Here is a 22,399-nt window from a genome sequence, read left to right as displayed (position 1 = left end):
CTCTTCACGATCGCCACCTGGTACATGCTCAACGGCATCGGCATCGCCTACTCCGCCGTGTCCTTCACGATGGTCATCGTGATGACCGCCTTCGAGCTCTTCATCCAGGCCGTTCAGGCGTACGTCTTCGTACTGCTGACCTGCAGCTTCATCCAGGGCGCTCTCGCCGAGCACCACTGAGAGCCCCGACCACCACCAGACATCCGGTGGCCAACCCCCACCGGTCATTGAAAGAGAAGGAAGAACCGGCATGTCCGCTCTCCAGACCCTCGCCGAGACTCAGATCATGGGCAACCTTGGCTCCATCGGTTACGGCCTGGCGGCCATCGGCCCGGGCGTCGGCGTCGGCATCATCTTCGGTAACGGCACCCAGGCCCTCGCCCGCCAGCCCGAGGCGGCCGGCCTGATCCGCGCCAACCAGATCCTCGGCTTCGCCTTCTGTGAGGCGCTCGCCCTGATCGGTCTGGTCATGCCGTTCGTCTACCCGAGCTCCTGACCAGGTTCGTCGGACCGCCCCTTTAGACGGAAGGCACTGATATGAGCCTGGTTAACCTGGCGGCTGGTGGGGAGGCCGAAAACCCCCTCATCCCGCCGATCCCCGAGCTCGTCATCGGCCTGATCGCCTTCGTCATCGTCTTCGGCTTCCTCGCCAAGAAGCTCCTCCCGAACATCAACAAGGTTCTGGAAGAGCGCCGCGAGGCCATCGAGGGCGGTATCGAGAAGGCTGAGGCCGCGCAGACCGAGGCCCAGAGCGTGCTCGAGCAGTACAAGGCTCAGCTCGCCGAGGCCCGGCACGAGGCCGCGCGACTGCGCCAGGAGGCGCAGGAGCAGGGCGCCACGCTCATCGCCGAGATGCGCGCCGAGGGCCAGCGGCAGCGTGAGGAGATCGTCGCCGCCGGTCACGCCCAGATCGAGGCCGACCGCAAGGCCGCCGCTTCCGCGCTGCGCCAGGACGTCGGCAAGCTCGCCACCGACCTGGCCGGCAAGCTCGTCGGTGAGTCCCTCGAGGACCACGCCCGGCAGAGCCGCGTCATCGACCGCTTCCTCGACGACCTCGAGGAGAAGGCCGAGGCGACGCGATGAACGGAGCGAGCCGCGAGGCCCTGGCAGCCGCACGTGAGCGTCTCGACGCGCTGACGGACTCCACGTCCGTGGACGCGGCCGCGCTCGCCGACGAGCTGGCCGCCGTCACCGCGCTGCTCGACCGCGAGGTGTCGCTGCGTCGGGTCCTCACCGACCCGGCGCAGGCCGGCGAGGCCAAGGCCGAACTGGCCGGGCGCATCCTCGGCGGCCAGGTCAGCGGGACCACCGCCGACCTGGTTGCGGGCCTGGTGCGTTCCCGGTGGTCGCAGTCGCGCGACCTGGTGGACGCGCTGGAGGAGCTGGCCGCCCTGGCCGACCTCACCGCCGCGCAGACGTCGGGCACGCTCGACGACGTCGAGGACGAGCTGTTCCGGTTCGGCCGGATCGTCGCCTCGAACACCGGGCTGCGGTCCGCGCTGACCGACCGCGCCGCGGGCGCGTCTGCCAAGGGCGAGCTGCTCCGCAGCCTGCTCGGCGGCCGTGCCCAGGCCACCACCGAGCGTCTGGTGACGCGCCTTGTGACCGCGCCGCGGGGACGTAGCCTGGAGGCGGGACTCGAGTCCCTGTCCCAGCTCGCCGCCGCGCGCCGCAACCGCATGGTCGCCGTCGTCACCTCGGCGGTCCCGCTGAGCGACACCCAGAAGCAGCGCCTCGGCGCCGCCCTGGCGAAGCTCTACGGCCGCCCGATGCACCTCAACCTCGACGTGGACCCCGACGTCCTCGGCGGGATCCGGGTGCAGGTCGGCGACGAGATCATCAACGGTTCGATCGCGGACCGACTCGAGGACGCCGGCCGCCGACTGGCGAGCTGAGCAACTTCATACGCAGTACGTACCTACGGCCCGGTTGGGCCGTGCAGAGGATTCCTGGGGGTCGCCCCCAGACCCCCAAGTTGAAACTTCGGGCCCAACAAGGAGAGCAGGGAACCCAGATGGCGGAGCTCACGATCCGGCCGGAGGAGATCCGGGACGCGCTGGAGAACTTCGTCCAGTCGTACAAGCCGGACGCGGCCTCGCGCGAGGAGGTCGGTACGGTCACCCTTGCCGGCGACGGCATCGCGAAGGTCGAGGGTCTTCCCTCGGCCATGGCCAACGAACTGCTGAAGTTCGAGGACGGCACCCTCGGCCTCGCGCTGAACCTGGAAGAGCGCGAGATCGGCGCCATCGTCCTCGGTGAGTTCAGCGGTATCGAGGAGGGCCAGCCGGTCACCCGTACCGGCGAGGTCCTGTCGGTCGCCGTGGGCGAGGGCTACCTCGGCCGCGTCGTCGACCCGCTCGGCAACCCGATCGACGGCCTCGGCGAGATCGAGACCAGCGGTCGTCGCGCCCTCGAGCTGCAGGCCCCCACGGTCATGCAGCGCAAGTCGGTGCACGAGCCGATGGAGACCGGCTACAAGGCCGTCGACGCGATGACCCCGATCGGCCGTGGTCAGCGTCAGCTGATCATCGGTGACCGCCAGACCGGCAAGACCGCCCTGGCCGTCGACACGATCATCAACCAGCGCGACAACTGGCGCTCCGGCGACGTGAACAAGCAGGTCCGCTGCATCTACGTCGCCATCGGCCAGAAGGGCTCGACCATCGCGTCGGTCCGCCGCGCGCTGGAGGAGAACGGCGCGCTCGAGTACACGACCATCGTCGCCGCCCCGGCGTCCGACCCGGCCGGCTTCAAGTACCTGGCGCCGTACACCGGTTCGGCCATCGGTCAGCAGTGGATGTACGAGGGCAAGCACGTCCTCATCATCTTCGACGACCTCTCGAAGCAGGCCGACGCCTACCGCGCCGTGTCGCTGCTGCTGCGCCGTCCGCCGGGCCGTGAGGCCTACCCGGGTGACGTCTTCTACCTGCACTCCCGTCTGCTGGAGCGCTGCGCGAAGCTCTCCGACGACATGGGCAAGGGCTCGATGACCGGTCTGCCGATCGTCGAGACCAAGGCCAACGACGTCTCGGCGTTCATCCCGACCAACGTCATCTCCATCACCGACGGCCAGTGCTTCCTGGAGTCGGACCTCTTCAACGCCGGTCAGCGTCCCGCGCTGAACGTCGGTATCTCCGTCTCCCGAGTCGGTGGTTCCGCCCAGCACAAGGCGATGAAGCAGGTCTCCGGTCGTCTGCGCGTGGACCTCGCCCAGTTCCGTGAGCTGGAGGCGTTCGCCGCCTTCGGTTCCGACCTGGACGCCGCGTCGAAGGCCCAGCTGGAGCGCGGCCAGCGCATGGTCGAGCTGCTGAAGCAGGCCCAGTACGAGCCGATGTCCACCGAGGACCAGGTCGTCTCCGTGTGGGCCGGCACCACCGGCAAGATGGACGACGTCCCGGTCGCCGACATCCGCCGCTTCGAGAAGGAGCTGCTGGAGTACCTGCACCGCAAGGAGCAGGGCCTCATGACCTCCATCAAGGAGGGCGGCAAGCTCTCGGACGACACGCTGACTGCTGTCGCCGACGCGATCGTCGACTTCAAGAAGCAGTTCGAGACCTCGGACGGCAAGCTGCTCGGCGAGGACGCTCCGGCGGCCGTCAGCGTCTCCAAGTGACGTAAGGAAGGGACCTGACTCATGGGAGCTCAGCTCCGGGTCTACAAGCGTCGCATCCGATCCGTCACCGCGACCAAGAAGATCACCAAGGCGATGGAGATGATCGCCGCCTCGCGCGTCGTCAAGGCGCAGCGCAAGGTGGCGGCCTCCACGCCGTACGCGACCGAGCTCACCCGCGCGGTCACGGCGGTGGGGACTGGTTCGAACACCAAGCACCCGCTGACCACGCAGGCCGAGACGGTCACGCGTTCCGCAGTGCTGCTGCTGACGAGTGACCGGGGTCTGGCCGGTGCCTTCAACTCCAACGCCATCAAGGCCGCGGAGCAGCTGACGGCACGGCTGGAGTCCGAGGGCAAGCAGGTCGACACGTACATCGTCGGCCGCCGCGGTGTCGCCCACTACAACTTCCGCGAGCGCAAGATCGCGGACCAGTGGACCGGCTTCACCGACGAGCCCTCGTACGCGGACGCCAAGAAGGTCGCGGCGCCCCTGATCGAGGCCATCGAGACGGACACGGCGGACGGCGGCGTGGACGAGCTCCACATCGTGTACACCGAGTTCGTGTCGATGATGACGCAGCAGGCGCTCGACGCGCGTCTGCTGCCGCTCAGCCTCGACGAGGTCGCGGAGGAGAAGCCGACGGGCGAGATCCTGCCGCTGTACGACTTCGAGCCGTCGGCGGAGGACGTCCTCGACGCCCTGCTGCCGCGCTACGTCGAGAGCCGTATCTACAACGCGCTGCTTCAGTCGGCTGCTTCCAAGCACGCCGCCACCCGCCGCGCGATGAAGTCGGCGACCGACAACGCGGGCGAGCTGATCAACACGCTCTCCCGTCTTGCCAACGCGGCCCGCCAGGCCGAAATCACCCAGGAAATCAGCGAGATCGTCGGTGGCTCCGCAGCCCTTGCCGACGCGACCGCGGGGAGTGACAAGTAATGACGACGACTTCTGAGACGGCCGTTGCCACGGGCCGCGTCGCCCGGGTCATCGGCCCGGTCGTCGACGTGGAGTTCCCCGTCGACGCGATGCCCGACATCTACAACGCCCTGCACGTCGAGGTCTCCGACCCGGCGAACGAGGGTGAGAAGAAGACGCTGACCCTGGAGGTCGCCCAGCACCTGGGTGACGGCCTGGTCCGCACCATCTCCATGCAGCCCACCGACGGTCTGGTCCGCCAGGCCCCGGTCACCGACACCGGCGCCTCCATCACCGTGCCGGTCGGCGACTTCACCAAGGGCAAGGTGTTCAACACCCTCGGTGAGGTGCTGAACGTCGACGAGCAGTACACGGGCGAGCGCTGGGGCATCCACCGCAAGGCCCCGAACTTCGACGAGCTCGAGTCGAAGACCGAGATGTTCGAGACCGGCGTCAAGGTCATCGACCTCCTCACCCCGTACGTCAAGGGTGGAAAGATCGGTCTGTTCGGCGGTGCCGGCGTCGGCAAGACGGTGCTCATCCAGGAGATGATCTACCGCGTCGCCAACAACCACGACGGTGTGTCGGTGTTCGCCGGTGTCGGTGAGCGCACCCGTGAAGGCAACGACCTCATCGAGGAGATGTCGGACTCCGGCGTCATCGACAAGACCGCGCTGGTCTTCGGTCAGATGGACGAGCCCCCGGGCACCCGTCTGCGCGTGGCCCTCGCCGGTCTGACCATGGCGGAGTACTTCCGCGATGTGCAGAAGCAGGACGTGCTGTTCTTCATCGACAACATCTTCCGCTTCACCCAGGCCGGTTCCGAGGTGTCGACCCTGCTCGGCCGTATGCCCTCCGCGGTGGGCTACCAGCCGAACCTGGCCGACGAGATGGGTCTCCTCCAGGAGCGCATCACCTCGACCCGTGGTCACTCGATCACCTCGATGCAGGCGATCTACGTCCCTGCGGACGACCTGACCGACCCGGCCCCGGCCACCACCTTCGCCCACCTCGACGCGACGACGGTTCTCTCCCGTCCGATCTCCGAGAAGGGCATCTACCCGGCCGTGGACCCGCTGGACTCGACGTCCCGCATCCTCGACCCGCGGTACATCGCGGCGGACCACTACACGGCCGCCATGCGCGTGAAGAGCATCCTGCAGAAGTACAAGGACCTGCAGGACATCATCGCGATCCTCGGTATCGACGAGCTCGGCGAGGAGGACAAGCTCGTCGTCCACCGTGCCCGTCGCGTGGAGCGCTTCCTGTCCCAGAACACCCACGTCGCCAAGCAGTTCACCGGCGTCGACGGGTCGGACGTGCCGCTGGACGAGTCGATCGCCGCGTTCAACGCGATCATCGACGGTGAGTACGACCACTTCCCGGAGCAGGCGTTCTTCATGTGCGGTGGTCTTGAGGACCTCAAGAAGAACGCGAAGGAGCTCGGCGTCAGCTGACGCCCGGCGACTCGTGAACAGTGGGGGGCGAGACCACACCTCTAGGGGTGCGTCCCGCCCCTCTCTGTACTCCCTCTAGAATTGAACCCAACACCCGGCGGAACCGCCGGGTGGTGACCCGAGGAGCCACCTTGGCTGCTGAGCTGCACGTCGCGCTGGTCGCGGCCGACCGAGAGGTCTGGTCGGGCCAGGCCACCCTGGTCGTCGCACGCACCACGTCCGGCGACATCGGCGTCATGCCCGGTCACCAGCCGCTGCTCGGTGTGCTGGAGTCGGGCCCCGTGACCATCCGTACGAGTGAGGGCGGCACCGTCGTCGTCGCCGTGCACGGTGGATTCATCTCGTTCGCGGACAACAAGCTGTCCCTGCTGGCGGAGGTCGCCGAGCTGGCCGACGAGATCGACGTCCAGCGCGTGGAGCGCGAGCTGGAGCGGGCGAAGGCGGAGGGCGACGCCGCCGCCGAGCGCCGCGCGGACGTCCGACTGCGGACGGTGTCGGCGCGCTGAACGGGTGCGCCGTGTGATGCTGTGTCTCAGCCGCGGCCGGGTCTGGATGGAAACATCCTGATCCGGCCGCGGCTGAGGTGAATACGGGTGTTTTTTACGTTCCATTACCTAGGAGACGAGGAGGTCGGTGTCGATGGTCCTCGCTCTGACTGTGTGCGGGTCGGTGATCGCGCTCGTGGTGGTGGGGCTCGTCGTCTTCGGACTGCGCCGCCGACTGATCCAGCGCTCCGGTGGAACCTTCAACTGCAGCCTGCGGTGGGACGCCCCGGAGAAACCCGTGGGCGGCGAGGAGAAGGGCAAGGGCTGGGGCTACGGCATCGCCCGCTACAACGGGGACCGCATCGAATGGTTCCGGATCTTCTCGTACTCGCCCCGCCCGCGCCGCGTCCTGGAACGCTCGGCGATCGAGGTGGCCGGCCGCCGCACCCCGGACGGCGAGGAGCTGGTGCTCCTGCCCGACGACATCATCCTGGTCTGTCTCCACCGGGGCACGCGTCTGGAGCTGGCGATGAGCGAGGACGCGCTGACCGGTTTCCTCGCGTGGCTGGAGGCAGCCCCGCCCGGACAGCGCGTCAACGTCGCGTGACCTAGCTCAGCCGGTCACTTCAGACCGTTGTTGATCGCGGTCACCAGCTCTCCGTTGCTCGTGTCGCCGCTGAACTCCCAGAAGAACGCGCCGCCCAGGTTCTGGTTCTTCGCCCAGGTCATCTTGGTGCCGATGGTGGCGGGCGTGTCGTAGCTCCACCAGTTGCCGCCGCAGTACGCGTAGGCCGTGCCGGCGACGGTGCCGGTGACCGGGCAGGAGTTCTTCAGGACCTTGTAGTCCTCGATGCCCGCCTCGTAGGTGCCGGGCGCCGCGCCGGTGGCCGCTCCGCCGGGGGCGGACTGGGTGACGCCGGTCCAGCCGCGGCCGTAGAAGCCGATGCCGAGCAGGAGCTTCGCGGAGGGGACGCCCTTCGACTTCAGCTTGGCCATGGCGTCGGCGGAGTTGAAGCCCGCCTGCGGGATCCCGGGGTACGAGGTGAGCGGGGAGTGCGGGGCGGTCGGGCCGTCCTTGTCGAAGGCGCCGAAGTAGTCGTACGTCATCACGTTGTACCAGTCGAGGTACTGGGCGGCGCCGCCGTAGTCGGCCGCGTCTATCTTGCCGCCGGAGGAGCCGTCGGCGGTGATGGCCGCGGTGACCAGGTAGTTCGCGCCGAACTCGGTGCGCAGTGCCGACATCAGGTTCTTGAGGGCCGCCGGCCCGCTGGTGTCGCAGGTCAGACCGCAGGCGTTCGGGTACTCCCAGTCGATGTCGATGCCGTCGAAGACATCGGCCCAGCGCGGGTCCTCCACGACGGCCTTGCAGGACTTGGCGAACGCGGCCGGGTTCTGCGCGGCCTGGCCGAAGCCGCCGGAGTAGGTCCAGCCGCCGAAGGAGTACAGGACCTTGATGTGCGGGTACTTCGCCTTGAGCTGGCGCAGCTGGTTGAAGTTGCCGCGCAGCGGCTGGTCCCAGGTGTCGGCGGTGCCGCTGACGGACTGGTCGGCGGTGTACGCCTTGTCGGTGGCCGCGTAGGAGTCGTCCAGGACGCACTGGCCGTTCTTGACGTTGCCGAAGGCGTAATTGATGTGGGTGATCTTGGCTGCCGTGCCCGAGGTCACCAGGTTCTTGACGTGGTAGTTGCGGCCGTAGACGCCCCACTCGGTGAAGTAGCCGAGCTTGACCTTGGAGCCGGGTGGCGGGTCGACGACCCCGCCGGTGGTGCGGACGGCGACCGCGCCGCTGAGCGGGCCGGTCTGGTCGGCGGTGTCGCGGGCCTGGATGGTGTAGGAGTAGTCGGTGCCGGCGGTCAGACCGGTGTCGGTGTAGGTGGTGCCGGTGACGGTGGCGACCTTGCTGCCGCCGCGCAGGACGTCGTAGTTCTTGATGCCCTTGTCGTCGGTGGCCGCGCTCCAGCTGAGCTTGACCGAGGTCTCGGTGACACCGGACGCGGTCGGGGTGCCGGGGGCGGAGGGCGCCGCGTCACCGGGGACGCCGGGGCCGCCGTCGCAGCTGCCGCCGTTCAGCTTGCAGTTCGCCGGGGAGCCTGAGCCGCTCCCGTTGAAACCGAAGGAGACGGAGGCGCCCGGGGCGAGGGAGCCGTTCCAGGACTTGTTCTTGGCGGTCCAGTGGGAGCCGGAGGAGGTCACGTCGGCGTCCCAGGCCGAGGTGACCGACGTTCCGGAGGGGAAGTCCCACTCGACGGTCCAGGAGCCCAGCGTGGTGGTGCCGGTGTTCTTGACGGTCCACTTTCCTTCGAAGCCGCTGCCCCAGTCCTGGGGTTTGGCGTAGGTGGCGGTGGCTTCCGTCGCCGCGTGGGCCGGGGTCGCGAGGCCGACCAGGCCCGTCAGGGGAAGCAGCAGGGTGGCGAAGCCCGCCGCGAGTCTGTGCCTGAAGCGCATGACGCGCCTCCTTGTGGGGTGTCGTGAGCATGAGCATGACGTGGCGCAGTGCGGCGAGAATAGAAAGGTCTGGACCATAGGTCAATGGGTCTGGACCAGTGCGCGACGCCGGGCAGCTCGCCCGAGGGCCGCCGGACACCCCTCCGGCGGGTCAGATCCCCAGTTCCTGGGCGAGCACGGCCGCTTGGACGCGGCTACGCAGGTCGAGCTTGCCGAGGAGCCGGCTCACATGGGTCTTCACCGTCGCCTCCGCCATGTCGAGCCGCACCGCGATCTCCGCGTTGGGCAGTCCCTCGCCGAGACAGGACAGCACCTCGCGCTCCCGTCGGGTCAGCGCGTCGAGCACCGACAGGTCGACCGAGGGCTCACGGGCCGCCCCCGCAGCGAACTCGGAGATCAGCCGCCGGGTGACGGCCGGGGCGATCAGCCCTTCGCCGCGCCCCACCGTCCGCACGGCCGCGATCAGGTCCTTCGCCTCGGTGTTCTTCAGCAGGAACCCGGCGGCGCCCGCCCGCAGCGCCCCGAACACGTACTCGTCGAGGTCGAAGGTGGTGAGGACGAGTACGTCCGCCAGGCCCTCGGCGACGACCTGGCGGGTCGCGGACACCCCGTCGAGGCGCGGCATCTGAACGTCCATCAGCACCAGATCGGGCCGCAGCTCCCGGGCGAGCGCCACGGCCCGCTCCCCGTCGGCCGCCTCGCCGACGACCTCGATGTCGGGCGCGCTGCGCAGGATGAGGACCAGCCCGGCGCGTACGGCGGACTGGTCCTCGGCGACGAGGACGCGGATCATGCGGGTTCTCCTTCGGTGACCGGGAGGCAGGCGCGTACGACCCAGATCTTGCCGTGCTCCGCGCTCTCGGGGCCCGACTCGAAGGTGCCGTCCAGCAGTGCGACCCGCTCCCGCATACCGACCAGGCCTGCGCCCGATCCGGGGGCGCTCGGGCCGGGCCGGTCACCGTACGGGCTGGTCACCGCGATGTGGAGGGACCCGTTCGGTTGCCGCAGGGTCACCGTGACGCGGCCGGGACAGGCGTGTTTGAGGGCGTTGGTGAGGGACTCCTGGACGATGCGGTAGGCCGCGAGGCCCACGGGGGCGGGCAGGGTGTCGCCGTGGTCGGCGTCGAGGGTGACGTCCAGGCCGTTGGTGCGGGCGCCCTCGACCAGGGCGCCGAGTCCGTCGAGGGTGGGGGCGGCGGACGGTTCCTTGTCGCCGCCGGTGTCCCTGAGGATGCCGATCAGCCGGCGCATCTCGGCGAGGCCCTCGACGCTGTTCTCGCGGATGACCCCGAGGGCCTGCCGGGAGGTGCCGGGGTCGTCGAGGGAGAGCGCGGCCGTGGAGTGGATCGCGATCGCGGACAGATGGTTGGCCACCAGGTCGTGCAACTCCCGTGCCATGCGCGCCCGTTCGGCCACGACGGCCTGGGCTCGGTCCATCTCGGCGAGCAGCGCCGTCTGTTCGGCGTGCAGCCGGGCGGCCTCGGCGGCGTCGCGGTGGTTGCGGACGATCCAGCCGGTGGCGGCGGGCATGAAGGCGACCAGTCCGATGACCGCGCCGATCAGCACCGCCTTCGGCACCTGCCAGATCGCCACCGGCACGACCGTGCCGACCACCGTGAGCACACCGGAGACCCACAGGACGCGGCGGGCGGTGGCGGGCGGGCCGTAGAGCACGGCCGCGTACACCAGGTCGGTGAACATCACCAGCGTGACCAGATTGCCCTGGGTGATCGTGTCCACGGTCAGCGCGGCCCATCCGACCAGCAGGGCGGTGCGGGGCAGGGTGCGGCGGAGCGCTTCGCAGGCCGCCGTCACGACCAGGGGCAGCAGGATCCACCAGCGCCCGTCGAGCAGCACGATCGGGTCGTGGGCGGGGCGGGTCGCGAGGTGGAGCCCCCACAGCAGCAGGCCGCCGAGCAGTCCGGCGAGGGCGGCGCGCACGTCGAAGGGGTGCGGGCGGGGCGGTCGTACGGCCATGTCCCCATCCAACACGGCGCGACTGCTCACCGCCTGATGCCCGGGGACGGTCCTGGACTGCATCCTTCGATGTACCGCGGGTTCGTCATCCCCGACGACGATTCCGGCCGACCCCGCCGGGAGCCTGGAAGGGTGAACGAGAGGAGCGAGTCGTGATCGTCGCGTTGATCATCGCCTGCGAGGTCGGTTTCTGGGCGCTGCTGGCGCTCGCCCTGGCCGTCCGCTATCTGCTGAGGTGGCGCCGGACGAGTGTGGTCCTGCTGCTGTGCGAGCCCGTGCTGGAGCTGGTGCTCTTCGTGGTGACCGCGATCGATCTGAAGAACGGCGCGGAGCCGAGCTGGGAGCACGGCCTGGCGGCGCTCTACATCGGGTTCACCGTGGGCTACGGCCACTACATGATCCGCCGGCTGGACGGCCATGCCGCGTATCGCCTGGCGGGCGGGCCGAAGCCGGTGGGGCCGCCGAAGTACGGCACGGCGAGGGCCCGGCACGAGGGTGCCCTCTGGCTGCGGACCGTGGTGGCGGCCGGTGTCGCGCTGGCACTGCTCCAGGCGGCCGTCTGGTACGTGGGCGACGACGGGAACGTCGCGTCGCTGAGGTCGTTCCAGTGGGCGGCGCTCCGCGCGGCCGGCATCCACGGGCTGGTCGCCCTCGCCTACACGATCTGGCCGAAGAAGGCACCGGCGGGTACCGAGGAGGCCGAGCGCGAGAAGGAGCGGGCCGGGGTGCGGTAGGAGCCGGAGGGCCGCGGGGCCGTGCGACGGATCGCACGGCCCCGCGCCCCTCGTCGTGGTGTCCGGGGTTCTCCGGTGCTCAGCGTTCGCCGCCCGGTACCCACAGGACGTCCCCGACCTCCTGGTTCGCGGCCCTGGCCAGGATGAACAGCAGGTCGGAGAGCCGGTTGAGGTAGGTCGCGGTGAGGGGGTTCATGGTCTCGCCGTGGGCCTCCATGGCGGCCCAGGTCGAGCGTTCGGCGCGGCGGGCGACCGTGCAGGCCTGGTGGAGGAGGGCCGCGCCGGGGGTGCCGCCCGGCAGGATGAACGAGCGCAGCTTCTCCAGCCGCTCGTTGAAGCGGTCGCAGTCGGCCTCCAGCTTGTCGACGTAGAACTGCTCCACGCGCAGGGGCGGGAACTGCGGGTTCTCGACCACGGGCGTGGACAGGTCGGCGCCGACGTCGAAGAGGTCGTTCTGCACGCGGGTGAGGACCTCCACGATCTCCGCGTCCAGCCCGCCCAGTGCGATCGCCGTCCCGATCGCCGCGTTCGCCTCGTTGGCGTCCGCGTACGCCGAGATCCGCAGGTCGGTCTTGGGCACCCGGCTCATGTCCCCGAGGTTGGTGGTGCCCTTGTCGCCGGTCCTGGTGTAGATGCGCGTCAGATTGACCATGTGGCCAGCGTAGTTACGCCCCGGCCGTCCGGAAGACCCGTGTGCCCACCGTCACGGCCAGCGTCGTGAGACCGACCGCGGCGAGGACGCCGTACAGCATGGACGACGTCGTGTAGAGGCCGACGTAGGCGTCCCGCATCGCGTCCACCAGATAGCGGAACGGGACGAAGCGGGACAGGAGGTCGAGCCAGCCGGGGGCCAGGGACATCGGCAGCATCAGGCCCGACAGGAGCATCGACGGCATCGTCAGGGCGTTCACCGCGGGACCGAACTCGTGCTGTGAGCGGGCCTTCATGGCGAGCGCGTACGACAGCGAGGCGAGCGAGACCGTCAGCAGGGCCACGAAGACGAAGCCGACGAGGATGCCGGCGAGCGGGGCGCGCAACCCCATGAACAGGGCCGCGACGACGAGCAGCACCGCCTGGAACACGAAGACCGCGGCGTCCCGCAGTACCCGGCCCAGCAGCAGCGCCAGTCGGCTCACCGGGGTGACCCGCATCCGTTCGACCACGCCGGACTGCTTCTCCAGGATGATCATGAAGCCGGAGAAGGAGGCCCCGAAGAGGCTGAGCTGGAGCAGCAGGCCCGGCACGAGCACCTGCCAGGAACTGCCGCGCGAGCCGAGCGGGAGGCCGGTGAGCAGCGGGCCGAAGAAGAGCAGGTACAGCAGCGGCATGAGCACGCCGAACAGCATGGCGAAACGCGAGCGCAGGGTCTGGCGGGCGTAACGCCCGAAGATCAGTGCCGTGTCGTGCAGAAGCATCGGAGGAGTCCTATACGGCTACGGGAGTGGAGTCGGCCGCGGCGGGACCGCGGCCGGTGAGGGCGAGGAAGGCGTCCTGGAGCGAGGCGTCGATCGACCCGGCGTGGCGGAGCTTGAGCGCGCTCGGGGTGCCGTCGGCCACGATCCGCCCGTCGTCGACCACGACCAGCCGGTCGGAGAGGGCGTCCGCCTCGTCGAGGTAATGCGTCGTCAGGAAGACCGTGGTGCCGTGCTCGTCGCGCAGCCGACGGACCAGGTCCCACAGGTCGGCGCGGCTGCCGGGGTCGAGTCCGGTCGTCGGTTCGTCGAGGAACAGCACCCGCGGTCGATGGGTGAGCGCCATGGCGATGTCGAGCCGGCGGCGTTGGCCGCCGGAGAGCGCGGCGCACTTGCGGTCGAGCAGCTCCGTCAGGTCGAGGTCATGAGCCAACTCCTGGGCCCGCCGGGCGGCCTGTTCCTTCGTCAGCCGGTAGAGCCGCCCCTGGGTGACGAGTTCCTCCCGCACGGTGATCTGCGGGTCCACCCCGCCCGACTGCGCCACATAGCCGCAGGCTCGGCGGACTCCGGCCGGGTCCTTCACCAGGTCGTGGCCCGCGACCGTGGCCGCGCCGCCGGTCGGGGGCAGCAGGGTCGTGAGCATCCGCAGGGTGGTGGTCTTCCCGGCGCCGTTCGGGCCGAGGAAGCCGAGGATCTCGCCGGAGCGGACGGTGAGGTCGATTCCGCGCACGGCCTCCACGGGGCCGCGCTTCGTCTGGAAGGTACGGGCCAGACCGGCCGTACTGATGATGGGCATGGCCCCAGAAAAACAGAGTCCATGAAATTTTGCAATGGACCCAATTTTTCAGAGGCTCCAATGATCAAGGGGTGCCTAGGATGGGGTCATGGCGGAGGGGCTCAGGGAGCGCAAGAAGCGCGAGACACGGCAACGGATCTCGGACATCGCCACCGGCCTGTTCCTGGAGCACGGCTTCGTGACGGTGACGATGGCGGACGTGGCCGACGCGGCCGACGTCTCGGTGAACACCGTCTACAACTACTTCCCTTCCAAGGAGGACCTCTTCTTCGACCGCAGCGCGGGCATCGTCGAGCGCCTCGGCCGCTGGGTGCGCGGCCGCGACCCGGGCGAGGCGGCCGTCGCGGCCGTCCTGCGGGAGCTGCGGGCCGAGGTCGAGGCCGTCTCGCCGCGCGTCGGTCTGATGCTGGGGTACGACCGCTTCATGAGCGTCATCCACGAGGCGCCCGCACTGCGCTCGCGGCTGTGGAGCATCCAGCAGGAGATCCAGGACAACCTGGAGAAGGTCCTCCGCGAGGAGACCGGCGCCCCGGCCGACGACCCCGCGCCCACCCTGATCGCCGGTCAGATCAACTGGGTCCACCAGACGACGATGGCCGTCATCGGCCGCCGCATGCTCGCCGGTCACAATCCGGACGAAGTCTCCCGAGAGGTGCTTCTCCTCCTGGACGAGATGGAGGGCCTGTTGAGCGACACAGTGCTCAACTACGCCGTCCGCCCCTCCGCGTGAGCGCTGCCGGTGTGATGTCCGTCCATTGAGACGTGACTCGCATTACTAAGCGGTCACACAGCCCCTCACGACCGCTAGTGTCCGCCCGAGAGGCAATACATCAACAGCGCGTACCAGGGGAGTCGCACAGTGGCACGGAAGCTCGCCGTCATCGGAGCCGGACTCATGGGGTCCGGTATCGCCCAGGTGTCCGCGCAGGCGGGCTGGGACGTCGTCCTGCGCGACGTCACCGACGAGGCGCTGAACCGTGGCATCGGCGGCATCACCGCCTCGTACGACAAGTTCGTCGCCAAGGGCAAGTTGACGGCCGAGGACGCCGAGGCGGCGCTGGGGCGGATCACCACCACCACCGACCTCGACGCGGCGGCCGACGCGGACATCGTCGTCGAAGCCGTCTTCGAGAAGCTCGAAGTGAAGCACGAGGTCTTCCGGACGCTCGACAAGGTCGTCCGCGAGGACGCCGTGCTCGCCTCCAACACCTCCGCCATCCCGATCACCAAGATCGCGGCCGTGACGGAGCGCCCGGAGCGCGTCGTCGGCACCCACTTCTTCTCGCCCGTCCCGATGATGCAGCTCTGCGAACTGGTCCGCGGCTACAAGACCAGCGACGAGACGCTCGCCACCGCCCGGGAGTTCGCCGAGTCCGTCGGCAAGACCTGCATCGTCGTCAACCGCGACGTCGCCGGCTTCGTGACGACCCGTCTGATCTCCGCGCTGGTCGTCGAGGCCGCGAAGCTGTACGAGTCGGGCGTCGCCACCGCCGAGGACATCGACCTCGCCTGCAAGCTGGGCTTCGGCCACGCGATGGGACCGCTGGCCACCGCCGACCTGACGGGCGTCGACATCCTGCTCCACGCCACCAGCAACATCTACACCGAGTCCCAGGACGAGAAGTTCGCCCCGCCGGAGCTGATGCGCCGGATGGTGGACGCCGGTGACATCGGCCGCAAGAGCGGGCAGGGCTTCTACAAGCACTGACGCCGACACACGCGTCACGCGCGGCCTGTGCCGCCCAGGTGAACGCTTGAGCCTCCAGGGCATCACCCCTTGAGGTGAATTCGGTATCGGTTCGCTCACAGACGGCAACCTGACGGTGTCAAACACCGTCAGACGTTGCATCACCCAGATCACGGAGTACGAGACGCACTCACGGGAGCGCTTATGTACATCAGGGGCGACCACGCCGAGCTGGTCGTCGGGGGCCGCCTCGACGTACGCAGCGCGGCGGACGCCCGTACGGTCCTGCACTCGGCCGTCGACGACGGAGCCGGCGACCTGGTGCTCGACCTGTCAGAGCTGGACTCCTGGGACGCGACCGGACTCGGCGTGATCATGGGAGCCCACCGGCGGGCGGGACGGTGCGGAAGGCGGCTGGTGCTGCGCGGTGTACCGCCGCAGATGCAGCGGCTGCTCGTGGCCACACGACTGCACCGCATCCTGGCGATCGAGGGCGGCATCGGCCTGGAGTCGCTGCCCCGGGTGTGAACAGACGTACGGGTTCGTACGTATGGCTCCGTGTACACGGGACACTCGGTCGTCATGCCTGCTCCCGGGGGCCGTGCGGACCATGGGGGCGAAACGCACCACACGCCCAATTCTCACGAGACTGTGATGTGTCGGGCGGCGCGGTACCCCGGACTGTCGGAGATACTGTGCGAAGGTTTAGGGTTCGGCTGCCCGCTGCCAGCAACCCTCGAGCGGGTTCCGGACCAGAAGCGACAGCGCGGTGTGCGGCAAGGCCGGGAGGGGCTCCAGCACACGAGACGCTTTTGGGGGGCTAGAACCTATGGACCCGACGAACCGGGCATCCGACGAGCACGGCCACGACGACGCACAGGCACCCGGCAGGCGCCCGCCCCGCGAGGCGCTGTCCCAGGACTTCGACCGGCACGCCCCGGCGCTCGCCCGCACCGTCCAGCTGGTCTCGGGCGACTTCCTGCTCACCGTCAACCCCGTGGACGGCAGTGAGATAGAGAACTGCCCGCCGGGCGAGCTGCCCGCCCGACCCGAGAAGCACGCCCCCGCCGAGCGCGCCGAGATCGACCGCGCCGCCCGGCCACCGGTGCCCCCGGGCCCCGCCCTGCCCAAGCTGCCCCTGCTCCAGCGTGCCGACGAGCGGGGACGGCTGGTACGGCTGCTCGCGCGCGGCCGCTCCGTCCGCCTCACCGGCGCCCCCGGCTCGGGCCGCACCACGCTCCTCGACGCCGTCGCCGCGGACTGCGCCGACCTCGCGCCCGACGGTGTCGTCCGGCTCTCCGGATTCCGGCGCACCGCGGACGACCTGCTCCACGACCTGTTCGCGACCGTGCACAGCGCGCCCGCGCACCGGCCGGGCCGCGAGCAGTTCCTCGCGCTCGTGCGGGAGATCGGCGCGGTCGTGGTCCTGGACGATCTGGAGTTCGGCGGCGCCGAGCTGGACGACCTGCTCGACGCGACCCCCGAGTGCGCCTTCCTGATCGCGGCCACCCCCGATACGCCCCTGCCGTCGTCCGACGCGCCCCTGGAGGAGATCGTCCTCGGCGGCTTCGACCGGGCGGGCAGCGAGGAGCTGCTGGAGCGCGCCGTCGGTCGCGACCTCACCGAGGACGAGTCGAACTGGGCGGGCGACCTCTGGTTCGAGTCCGAGGGGCTGCCGCTGCGTTTCGCCCAGGCCGGGGCGTTGCTCCGGCAACGGGACCGACAGCGGGCCGGCGAGGACGCCGTCGACGAGTTCGGGGTCTTCCAGGAGGCGCCCCCGGCGGACGTGCCCTTGGAGCCGGCCGGGGACGGCAACGACGTACCGCTTCCCTCGCTCGCCGAGGGCGCCGCGCCCGCCGCGCTGCTCGCCTCCCGGCTGAGCGAGTCGGCGCGCGAGACCCTGCGGTTCGCGGTCGTCCTCGGTGGCGAGGTCCCGCACCAGGCGCATCTGCCGGCCCTCGTGGGCGACACCCACGCCGACGCCGCCCTCGGTGAACTGGTGGCGTGCGCCCTGGTCACCCCGGTCGGCGCCCGCTACCGGCTCGCGGCGGGCGCGCGGGCCCAGCTGGAGGCCGCCGGATACGGCGACGGAGCCGAGGACAGGGCCCGTACCGCCGCCCAGCACTACGCCTGGTGGGCCGGACACCCCTCGGTCACCCCCGAGCGGGTTTCCGCCGAGGCGGACGCCCTGCTCGCCGCACTCACCGCCCTCGCGCCGCTCACCTCGCCGTCCGAGGACGAGGAGGGAAGCGTCGCGGTGCGGCTCGCCCGGCAGGCGGCGCCCGCGTTCGCGGCGGGCCTGCACTGGAACGCCTGGGAGCGGGCGCTCCGGGCGGGCGTGGAGGCGGCCCGTCGTGCCGAGGAGGCCGGCGAGCAGGCGTACTTCCACCACGAGCTCGGTGTCCTCGCGCTGTGCCGCGGTCGGCTCGACGAGGCCCGCGCCGAGCTGGAGGCGTCCATCGGGCTGCGCGGCGTCCTCGCCGACAAGCGCGGCGCCGTCGCCAGCCGCAGGGCCCTCGCCCTGGTCGCCGACCGCTCCGGGGCGACCCCGCCCGGTGGGCGCACGGCGGCGGGGGAGGAGGTGCCCGACGCCCGGCACGAGGAGTCGGCCGCACCGCCCGGCGGAGTGCCCTCCGGGTACGTCCCGGCCGCCTTCGGCACGGCGGTCGGCCCGGCCCTGTCGACGGGGGAGTCCACCCTCGTCACCCAGCGCACGGGCGGCTCGCCCGCCCACCGGGGCGGTGTCCTCAAGAGCTTCGTCGGCGGCGCCCGGCGCAACCTGGTCGCCGCGGGGGCGGGCGCCCTGCTCGCCGCCGTGCTCGGCACCGTGGTGACGCTCGGCGCGACCTCCGACAAGAACAACACCCCGGCCGAGCGGATCGGCGTCAACCCCTCCGCCAGTGAGGGCGCCGACGACGGCGGCCTCGGCGCCGACCGCGCCAAGCAGGGCGAGGGCGACGACGGCCCCGGAGTGCTGCCCGAGCCGAGCGACCCCGGCCCGGACGGGACCTACGGCACCGCGGACGACCCGACGCCCAGCGAGTCGGCGAAGCCGTCGAAGGACGACAAGCCGTCGCCCTCCGAGTCGTCCGGTTCGTCGGACGGCGGCACGAGCGGCGGCGGCTCCTCGGGCGGGTCCGGCAGTGGTTCCAACGGCGGGACGACCGGCGGGTCGACCGGCGGCGACACGGGCGGTGCGGACGGCGGCACGTCCGACGGCGGGACCACCACGGGCGGGGGGACCACCGGCGGTACGGACGGCGGCACGGCGGACGGCGGGACCACCACGGGTGGCGGGACCACCGGCGGTACGGACGGCGGCACCACCGGCGACACCACGGGCGGTGCGGACGGCGGCACCACCGGCGGCACCACGGACGGCGGGACGACCACCGACGGAACGACGGGCGGGGCCGACGGCGGGACGACCGCCGGGACCACGGGCGGCACCGCGCCGTCCAACAGCGTCTCGGCGAGCGCCTCGCAGAGCGGTCCCGAGACGCCGGGCGGCGCCCCCGCCTGACGTTCCGACCACCAGGCCCGCGAACAGGTCACAGAGGGCAGGTCACAGAGGGCAGGTCACAGAGGGCAGGTCACAGAGAAAGGGCCGGGTCCGTTCCGCGGATCCGGCCCCTCGTCGTGAAATGGCTCAGAACAGCCGCAGCTTGTCGTCCTCGATACCGCGCAGGGCGTCGTAGTCCAGGACCTGGCAGTCGATGCCCCGGTCGGTGGCCAGCACCCGGGCCTGGGGCTTGATCTCCTGCGCGGCGAAGACGCCACGGACCGGCGCCAGGTGCGGGTCGCGGTTCAAGAGCTCCAGGTAGCGGGTGAGTTGCTCGACTCCATCGATCTCGCCGCGCCGCTTGATCTCCACCGCGACGGTCGCGCCCGCGGCGTCCCGGCACAGGATGTCGACCGGGCCGATCGCCGTCATGTACTCACGGCGGATGAGGGTGTAGCCCTCGCCCAGGGTCTCGATGCGGTCGGCGAGCAGCTCCTGGAGATGCGCCTCCACCCCGTCCTTGATCAGACCGGGGTCGACACCCAACTCGTGCGAGGAGTCGTGGAGGACCTCCTCCATGGTGATGATGAGCTTCTCGCCCGCCTTGTTGATGACGGTCCAGACGGCAGGCGTGCCGTCCGGGTCCCCCGCGTCCTCCTTCAAGGTGCACGGCGGCGACATCCAGTTGAGGGGCTTGTAGGCCCGGTCGTCCGCGTGGATCGAGACGCTGCCGTCCGCCTTCACCAGGATCAGACGGGGGGCCGAGGGGAGGTGGGCGGTGAGCCGGCCCGCGTAGTCGACGGAGCAGCGGGCAATGACGAGACGCATGGTCGGCAACGCTACTCGACGGCGGTGGGTGCGCGCGATTCGACCGTCGTGACGGCCCCGCCCCCGCCCCCGCCCGGCCCGCCCGGCCCCCGTTGCCCTCCGTCACACGACCCCGCGCCCGCACGGGGGCCGCCGGCGTCCCGTGGCATGTGCCGCTGTCAACTCCTGTTCGGCATTGGCTGATTGTGAGCGTCTCGGGTGGCGTCGGTGCGCGCAATCTCCTGGTGCGGTCACGTTCGGTTGCTTACCGTAGAAACGGGAGGTCGCGAACCGTGCACTCTGCGTGTTCGGTAACGCGAACCCCGGCCCTGTCCGTCAACCCCTGTTGTAGTGGGGGTGCGAGAGGAGTACCCATGTCGCTCGACGTCTCACCGGCCCTACTCGAACAGGCCGAGCGAGGCGAGGTCGACGAAGCCGCCTTCGTCGACTGCGTCCGGACCTCCCTGCCCTACGCGTGGGAGATGATCAGCTCCCTGGTGGTCCAGCTGAAGGTGGAAGGCGGAGAGTTCGCCGACAACCAGACGCCCCCGCCGGACGAGCAGGCGCGCGGGCAGCTGCTGCGCGCGCTCGCCAGCGACGCGATTCGCGGCGCCCTGCAGCGGCACTTCGGTGTACGGCTGGCCTTCCAGAACTGCCACCGGGTGGCGGTGTTCCCGCAGGACCCGTCCGTGGACGACAGGCTCGCCCGCTTCACCTCGATCCGGGGCCAGCTCCTCAACCAGTCCCCGGAACTCCGGGACTGCTGAGGCGATGAGGCAGCACGGCTTGCCGCTCCAACCGGGGGAGGTGCGTCAGTAGAGCGGGGCGGCAAGCTACCCGGCACGACATGGCACCGCATGACATGGCACGGCACGACACCGCACCGCACGACACCGCACGGCATGGCACTTCAAGAACGGCACCGCACGACATGGCACCGCACGGCACGGAACGGCTCAGCCGAGGTGAGGCAGCACCTCGGCACCGAGTCGCCGTACGTTGTCCTCCGTCGCCGCCAGGTCGCCGGAGCCCTCGACGAGCAGGGCGAAGCGGGAGATGCCCGTGCGCTCGCTCGTCGCCGAGAGCCGGTCCACGCACAGTCGCGGCGTCCCCACCGGGTGGAGCCCGCAGAGCAGTTCGGTGTACGCCACCGGGTCCCGCATGGCGCGGACGCGGCCGTCCACGGTCACATGGGCGTCCAGGCCCTGCTTCAGCCAGCCCGGCATCGCCTTGGTGAGCGCCTCCACGGCGTCGGTGCGCCGGTCCGCGATCTGGCAGACGCCGGCCGACACATGGGCCGCGCCGGCGATCTCCTCCGGTGACCGGCCCGCGGCCCGGGCGCAGCTGCGCCACATCGCCACCATCTCCGCCTTCTCCTCGTCCCCGACGTGCATCCCGAGGAGCATCGAGAGCCCCCGCTCGGCCGCCAGCCGTACGCTCGCCGGTGAGGTGCAGGCGACCACGACCTCGGGGCCGGGCGTCTCGTCCAGGTCCTCCGAGGGCCTCGGCACGACGGGGACCTCGCGGAAGCTGAATCGTTCCCCCGCGGCGGAGACCGAGGGTTCCCGCAGCCAGCGCAGCAGCAGGTCTAGTGATTCCGGGAACCCCTCCTCGTACGCGTGCAGTCCGGCGCCGAAGACCTCCAGGTCCACCCAGGGCCCGCCCCGTCCGACGCCCAGCGAGAAGCGTCCCCCGGACGTCACATGCAGCAGGGCGGCCTGCTCGCCCAGGGCGACGGGATGGACGGTGGGCAGCACGCTGACCGCCGTGCCGACGCGGATCCGCCGGGTGCGCCCCAGCAGTAACGCGGCGAGGGTGATCGCCGACGGGCACGTCCCGTACGGCACGAAGTGGTGCTCGGCCAGCCAGACCGAGTCCAGCCCCGCCTCCTCGGCCACGTCGGCGGTCCGCACCGCCCGGTGGAGAGCCTCTCCCTGCCCCTGGCCGGGGAACTGGGCTCCCAGTACAAATGTTCCTACGCGCATCGCACTTCCTGCTTCCTCGGCTCCGACTCGGGAGCTCCCCCACCCGGCATAACCCTCTGACACGTGCCGAAGACACGGCCTGGCGGCGAGATTTGCCGATTGTCTGCAGAATGCTGCGAGCGGAGGGCGTTCTGAGGCGATTGGTGCCGTACGCGTACCCCCATCGGGCCCGCGTAGGCTGGACACCAACCCTGCTCCCTGTATAGCCCCGTGAGGTGTCCCGTGTCCCCGCGTCGCAACCGTCCCAAGGACGATGGCCGGTCGGGTCCGTCGGCTCGGAGCGCCGACGAGGACCGTTCGGACCGGTACGGAGGCTGGCAGTCCAGTGAGCCCTGGCAGGGCGAGGAATGGAGCGTACGCCATGTCGCGGGCGCGAGCGCGGCGGGCAAGACGTACCGGTGCCCCGGCTGCGACCAGATGATCCCCTCCGGGGTCCCGCACGTCGTCGCCTGGCCCGAGCACTCGGGTGTCGACGAACGGCGCCACTGGCACAAGGCCTGCTGGAACGCGAAGGACCGCCGCACCACGCGGGTGCAGCGGTCCCGTAACGCACCGAGGTTCTGAAGCCCGACTCCGGGCGCCCG

At 70.4% G+C, this 22,399-nt stretch carries 23 protein-coding genes and 1 pseudogene; 16 read left to right on the top strand and 8 right to left on the bottom strand.

What is annotated here, in order from left to right; translation table 11 throughout:
- From SMA5143A_RS33565 to SMA5143A_RS33525, 9 genes and pseudogenes are all read left to right on the top strand, one after another.
- Positions 1 to 180, top strand: a pseudogene (locus SMA5143A_RS33565) (F0F1 ATP synthase subunit A); the annotation flags it as partial.
- A gap of 70 nt (positions 181 to 250) precedes the next feature.
- Complete coding sequence (locus SMA5143A_RS33560) at positions 251 to 496, top strand: F0F1 ATP synthase subunit C (protein ID WP_107466621.1); 246 nt, start codon at positions 251 to 253, stop codon at positions 494 to 496.
- A gap of 41 nt (positions 497 to 537) precedes the next feature.
- Positions 538 to 1,083 carry a F0F1 ATP synthase subunit B gene (locus SMA5143A_RS33555; protein ID WP_107466620.1) on the top strand — a complete coding sequence of 182 codons (546 nt, stop codon included), beginning with the start codon at positions 538 to 540 and terminating at the stop codon, positions 1,081 to 1,083.
- Positions 1,080 to 1,895 carry a F0F1 ATP synthase subunit delta gene (locus SMA5143A_RS33550; RefSeq protein ID WP_107466619.1) on the top strand — a complete coding sequence of 272 codons (816 nt, stop codon included), beginning with the start codon at positions 1,080 to 1,082 and terminating at the stop codon, positions 1,893 to 1,895. The genes SMA5143A_RS33555 and SMA5143A_RS33550 overlap by 4 nt, the downstream gene beginning before the upstream one ends.
- A 119-nt stretch (positions 1,896 to 2,014) precedes the next feature.
- Complete coding sequence (atpA, locus tag SMA5143A_RS33545) at positions 2,015 to 3,613, top strand: F0F1 ATP synthase subunit alpha (RefSeq protein WP_107466618.1); 1,599 nt, start codon at positions 2,015 to 2,017, stop codon at positions 3,611 to 3,613.
- Between the two features lie 21 nt (positions 3,614 to 3,634).
- The gene (locus SMA5143A_RS33540) at positions 3,635 to 4,549 is read left to right on the top strand and encodes a F0F1 ATP synthase subunit gamma (RefSeq protein WP_107466617.1); all 915 of its coding nucleotides are present in this window, start codon (positions 3,635 to 3,637) and stop codon (positions 4,547 to 4,549) included.
- Positions 4,549 to 5,985, top strand: a complete 1,437-nt coding sequence (gene atpD, locus SMA5143A_RS33535; RefSeq protein WP_107466616.1) for a F0F1 ATP synthase subunit beta — start codon at positions 4,549 to 4,551, stop codon at positions 5,983 to 5,985. The genes SMA5143A_RS33540 and atpD overlap by 1 nt, the downstream gene beginning before the upstream one ends.
- Positions 5,986 to 6,116: 131 nt before the next feature.
- The gene (locus SMA5143A_RS33530; protein ID WP_055514820.1) at positions 6,117 to 6,491 is read left to right on the top strand and encodes a F0F1 ATP synthase subunit epsilon; all 375 of its coding nucleotides are present in this window, start codon (positions 6,117 to 6,119) and stop codon (positions 6,489 to 6,491) included.
- A 133-nt stretch (positions 6,492 to 6,624) separates the two neighbouring features.
- Positions 6,625 to 7,077 carry a DUF2550 domain-containing protein gene (locus SMA5143A_RS33525; protein WP_055514818.1) on the top strand — a complete coding sequence of 151 codons (453 nt, stop codon included), beginning with the start codon at positions 6,625 to 6,627 and terminating at the stop codon, positions 7,075 to 7,077.
- A 14-nt stretch (positions 7,078 to 7,091) separates the two neighbouring features.
- On the opposite strand, the gene SMA5143A_RS33520 is transcribed toward SMA5143A_RS33525, so the two are convergent.
- From SMA5143A_RS33520 to SMA5143A_RS33510, 3 genes are all read right to left on the bottom strand, one after another.
- Entirely contained in the window at positions 7,092 to 8,915 is a 1,824-nt protein-coding gene (locus SMA5143A_RS33520) for a glycoside hydrolase family 18 chitinase (protein ID WP_107466615.1), read from the bottom strand.
- Positions 8,916 to 9,066: 151 nt separating this feature from the next.
- Positions 9,067 to 9,708: a response regulator gene (locus SMA5143A_RS33515; RefSeq protein WP_107466614.1), complete on the bottom strand. Its 642-nt coding sequence runs from the start codon at positions 9,706 to 9,708 to the stop codon at positions 9,067 to 9,069.
- Complete coding sequence (locus SMA5143A_RS33510; RefSeq protein WP_107466613.1) at positions 9,705 to 10,892, bottom strand: sensor histidine kinase; 1,188 nt, start codon at positions 10,890 to 10,892, stop codon at positions 9,705 to 9,707. Before SMA5143A_RS33510 ends, SMA5143A_RS33515 begins: the two co-directional genes overlap by 4 nt.
- Before the next feature lie 152 nt (positions 10,893 to 11,044).
- Between SMA5143A_RS33510 and SMA5143A_RS33505 the strand changes: the two genes are divergently transcribed.
- A complete protein-coding gene (locus tag SMA5143A_RS33505) occupies positions 11,045 to 11,626 on the top strand; it encodes a hypothetical protein (RefSeq protein WP_107466612.1) in 582 nt (193 codons plus the stop codon).
- 79 nt (positions 11,627 to 11,705) lie between these two features.
- Here the strand turns inward: SMA5143A_RS33505 and SMA5143A_RS33500 are convergent, their stop codons facing one another.
- Genes SMA5143A_RS33500 through SMA5143A_RS33490 form a run of 3 tightly spaced genes read right to left on the bottom strand, consistent with a single transcriptional unit; the run spans position 11,706 to position 13,834 of the window.
- On the bottom strand, positions 11,706 to 12,278 hold the full coding sequence (locus SMA5143A_RS33500) for a cob(I)yrinic acid a,c-diamide adenosyltransferase (protein ID WP_107466611.1): 573 nt from the start codon (positions 12,276 to 12,278) through the stop codon (positions 11,706 to 11,708).
- Between the two features lie 13 nt (positions 12,279 to 12,291).
- Positions 12,292 to 13,041 carry an ABC transporter permease gene (locus SMA5143A_RS33495; RefSeq protein WP_099967502.1) on the bottom strand — a complete coding sequence of 250 codons (750 nt, stop codon included), beginning with the start codon at positions 13,039 to 13,041 and terminating at the stop codon, positions 12,292 to 12,294.
- Between the two features lie 10 nt (positions 13,042 to 13,051).
- Positions 13,052 to 13,834, bottom strand: coding sequence for an ABC transporter ATP-binding protein (locus SMA5143A_RS33490; protein WP_107466610.1), 783 nt, complete (start codon positions 13,832 to 13,834; stop codon positions 13,052 to 13,054).
- A gap of 88 nt (positions 13,835 to 13,922) precedes the next feature.
- Here SMA5143A_RS33490 and SMA5143A_RS33485 point away from each other — a divergent pair, with 88 nt between their 5' ends.
- The 4 genes from SMA5143A_RS33485 to SMA5143A_RS33470 all read left to right on the top strand — a co-directional run bounded on the left by SMA5143A_RS33485 (position 13,923) and on the right by SMA5143A_RS33470 (position 19,044).
- The gene (locus tag SMA5143A_RS33485) at positions 13,923 to 14,564 is read left to right on the top strand and encodes a TetR/AcrR family transcriptional regulator (RefSeq protein WP_107466609.1); all 642 of its coding nucleotides are present in this window, start codon (positions 13,923 to 13,925) and stop codon (positions 14,562 to 14,564) included.
- A gap of 129 nt (positions 14,565 to 14,693) precedes the next feature.
- Positions 14,694 to 15,542: a 3-hydroxyacyl-CoA dehydrogenase family protein gene (locus SMA5143A_RS33480; RefSeq protein WP_107466608.1), complete on the top strand. Its 849-nt coding sequence runs from the start codon at positions 14,694 to 14,696 to the stop codon at positions 15,540 to 15,542.
- A 183-nt stretch (positions 15,543 to 15,725) separates the two neighbouring features.
- Positions 15,726 to 16,049 (top strand): STAS domain-containing protein, encoded by a 324-nt coding sequence (locus SMA5143A_RS33475; protein ID WP_009297239.1) that lies wholly within the window; start codon positions 15,726 to 15,728, stop codon positions 16,047 to 16,049.
- 301 nt (positions 16,050 to 16,350) lie between these two features.
- On the top strand, positions 16,351 to 19,044 hold the full coding sequence (locus SMA5143A_RS33470) for an ATP-binding protein (RefSeq protein WP_107466607.1): 2,694 nt from the start codon (positions 16,351 to 16,353) through the stop codon (positions 19,042 to 19,044).
- 126 nt (positions 19,045 to 19,170) lie between these two features.
- Here the strand turns inward: SMA5143A_RS33470 and nucS are convergent, their stop codons facing one another.
- Entirely contained in the window at positions 19,171 to 19,851 is a 681-nt protein-coding gene (gene nucS, locus SMA5143A_RS33465) for an endonuclease NucS (protein WP_055717358.1), read from the bottom strand.
- A gap of 353 nt (positions 19,852 to 20,204) precedes the next feature.
- Here nucS and SMA5143A_RS33460 point away from each other — a divergent pair, with 353 nt between their 5' ends.
- Positions 20,205 to 20,597 carry an SCO5389 family protein gene (locus tag SMA5143A_RS33460; RefSeq protein WP_055717359.1) on the top strand — a complete coding sequence of 131 codons (393 nt, stop codon included), beginning with the start codon at positions 20,205 to 20,207 and terminating at the stop codon, positions 20,595 to 20,597.
- Positions 20,598 to 20,786: 189 nt separating this feature from the next.
- Here the strand turns inward: SMA5143A_RS33460 and SMA5143A_RS33455 are convergent, their stop codons facing one another.
- Positions 20,787 to 21,815, bottom strand: a complete 1,029-nt coding sequence (locus SMA5143A_RS33455) for an LLM class flavin-dependent oxidoreductase (RefSeq protein ID WP_107466606.1) — start codon at positions 21,813 to 21,815, stop codon at positions 20,787 to 20,789.
- A gap of 222 nt (positions 21,816 to 22,037) precedes the next feature.
- Between SMA5143A_RS33455 and SMA5143A_RS33450 the strand changes: the two genes are divergently transcribed.
- Complete coding sequence (locus SMA5143A_RS33450) at positions 22,038 to 22,379, top strand: ATP/GTP-binding protein (RefSeq protein ID WP_107466605.1); 342 nt, start codon at positions 22,038 to 22,040, stop codon at positions 22,377 to 22,379.
- Positions 22,380 to 22,399: the final 20 nt, after the last annotated feature.

The sequence above is a fragment of the Streptomyces sp. MA5143a genome, assembly GCF_900290235.1.
GTDB lineage: Bacteria > Actinomycetota > Actinomycetes > Streptomycetales > Streptomycetaceae > Streptomyces.
Note: the sequence above shows the minus strand (reverse complement) of the source record. Positions and strands in the feature narration are given on the sequence as shown.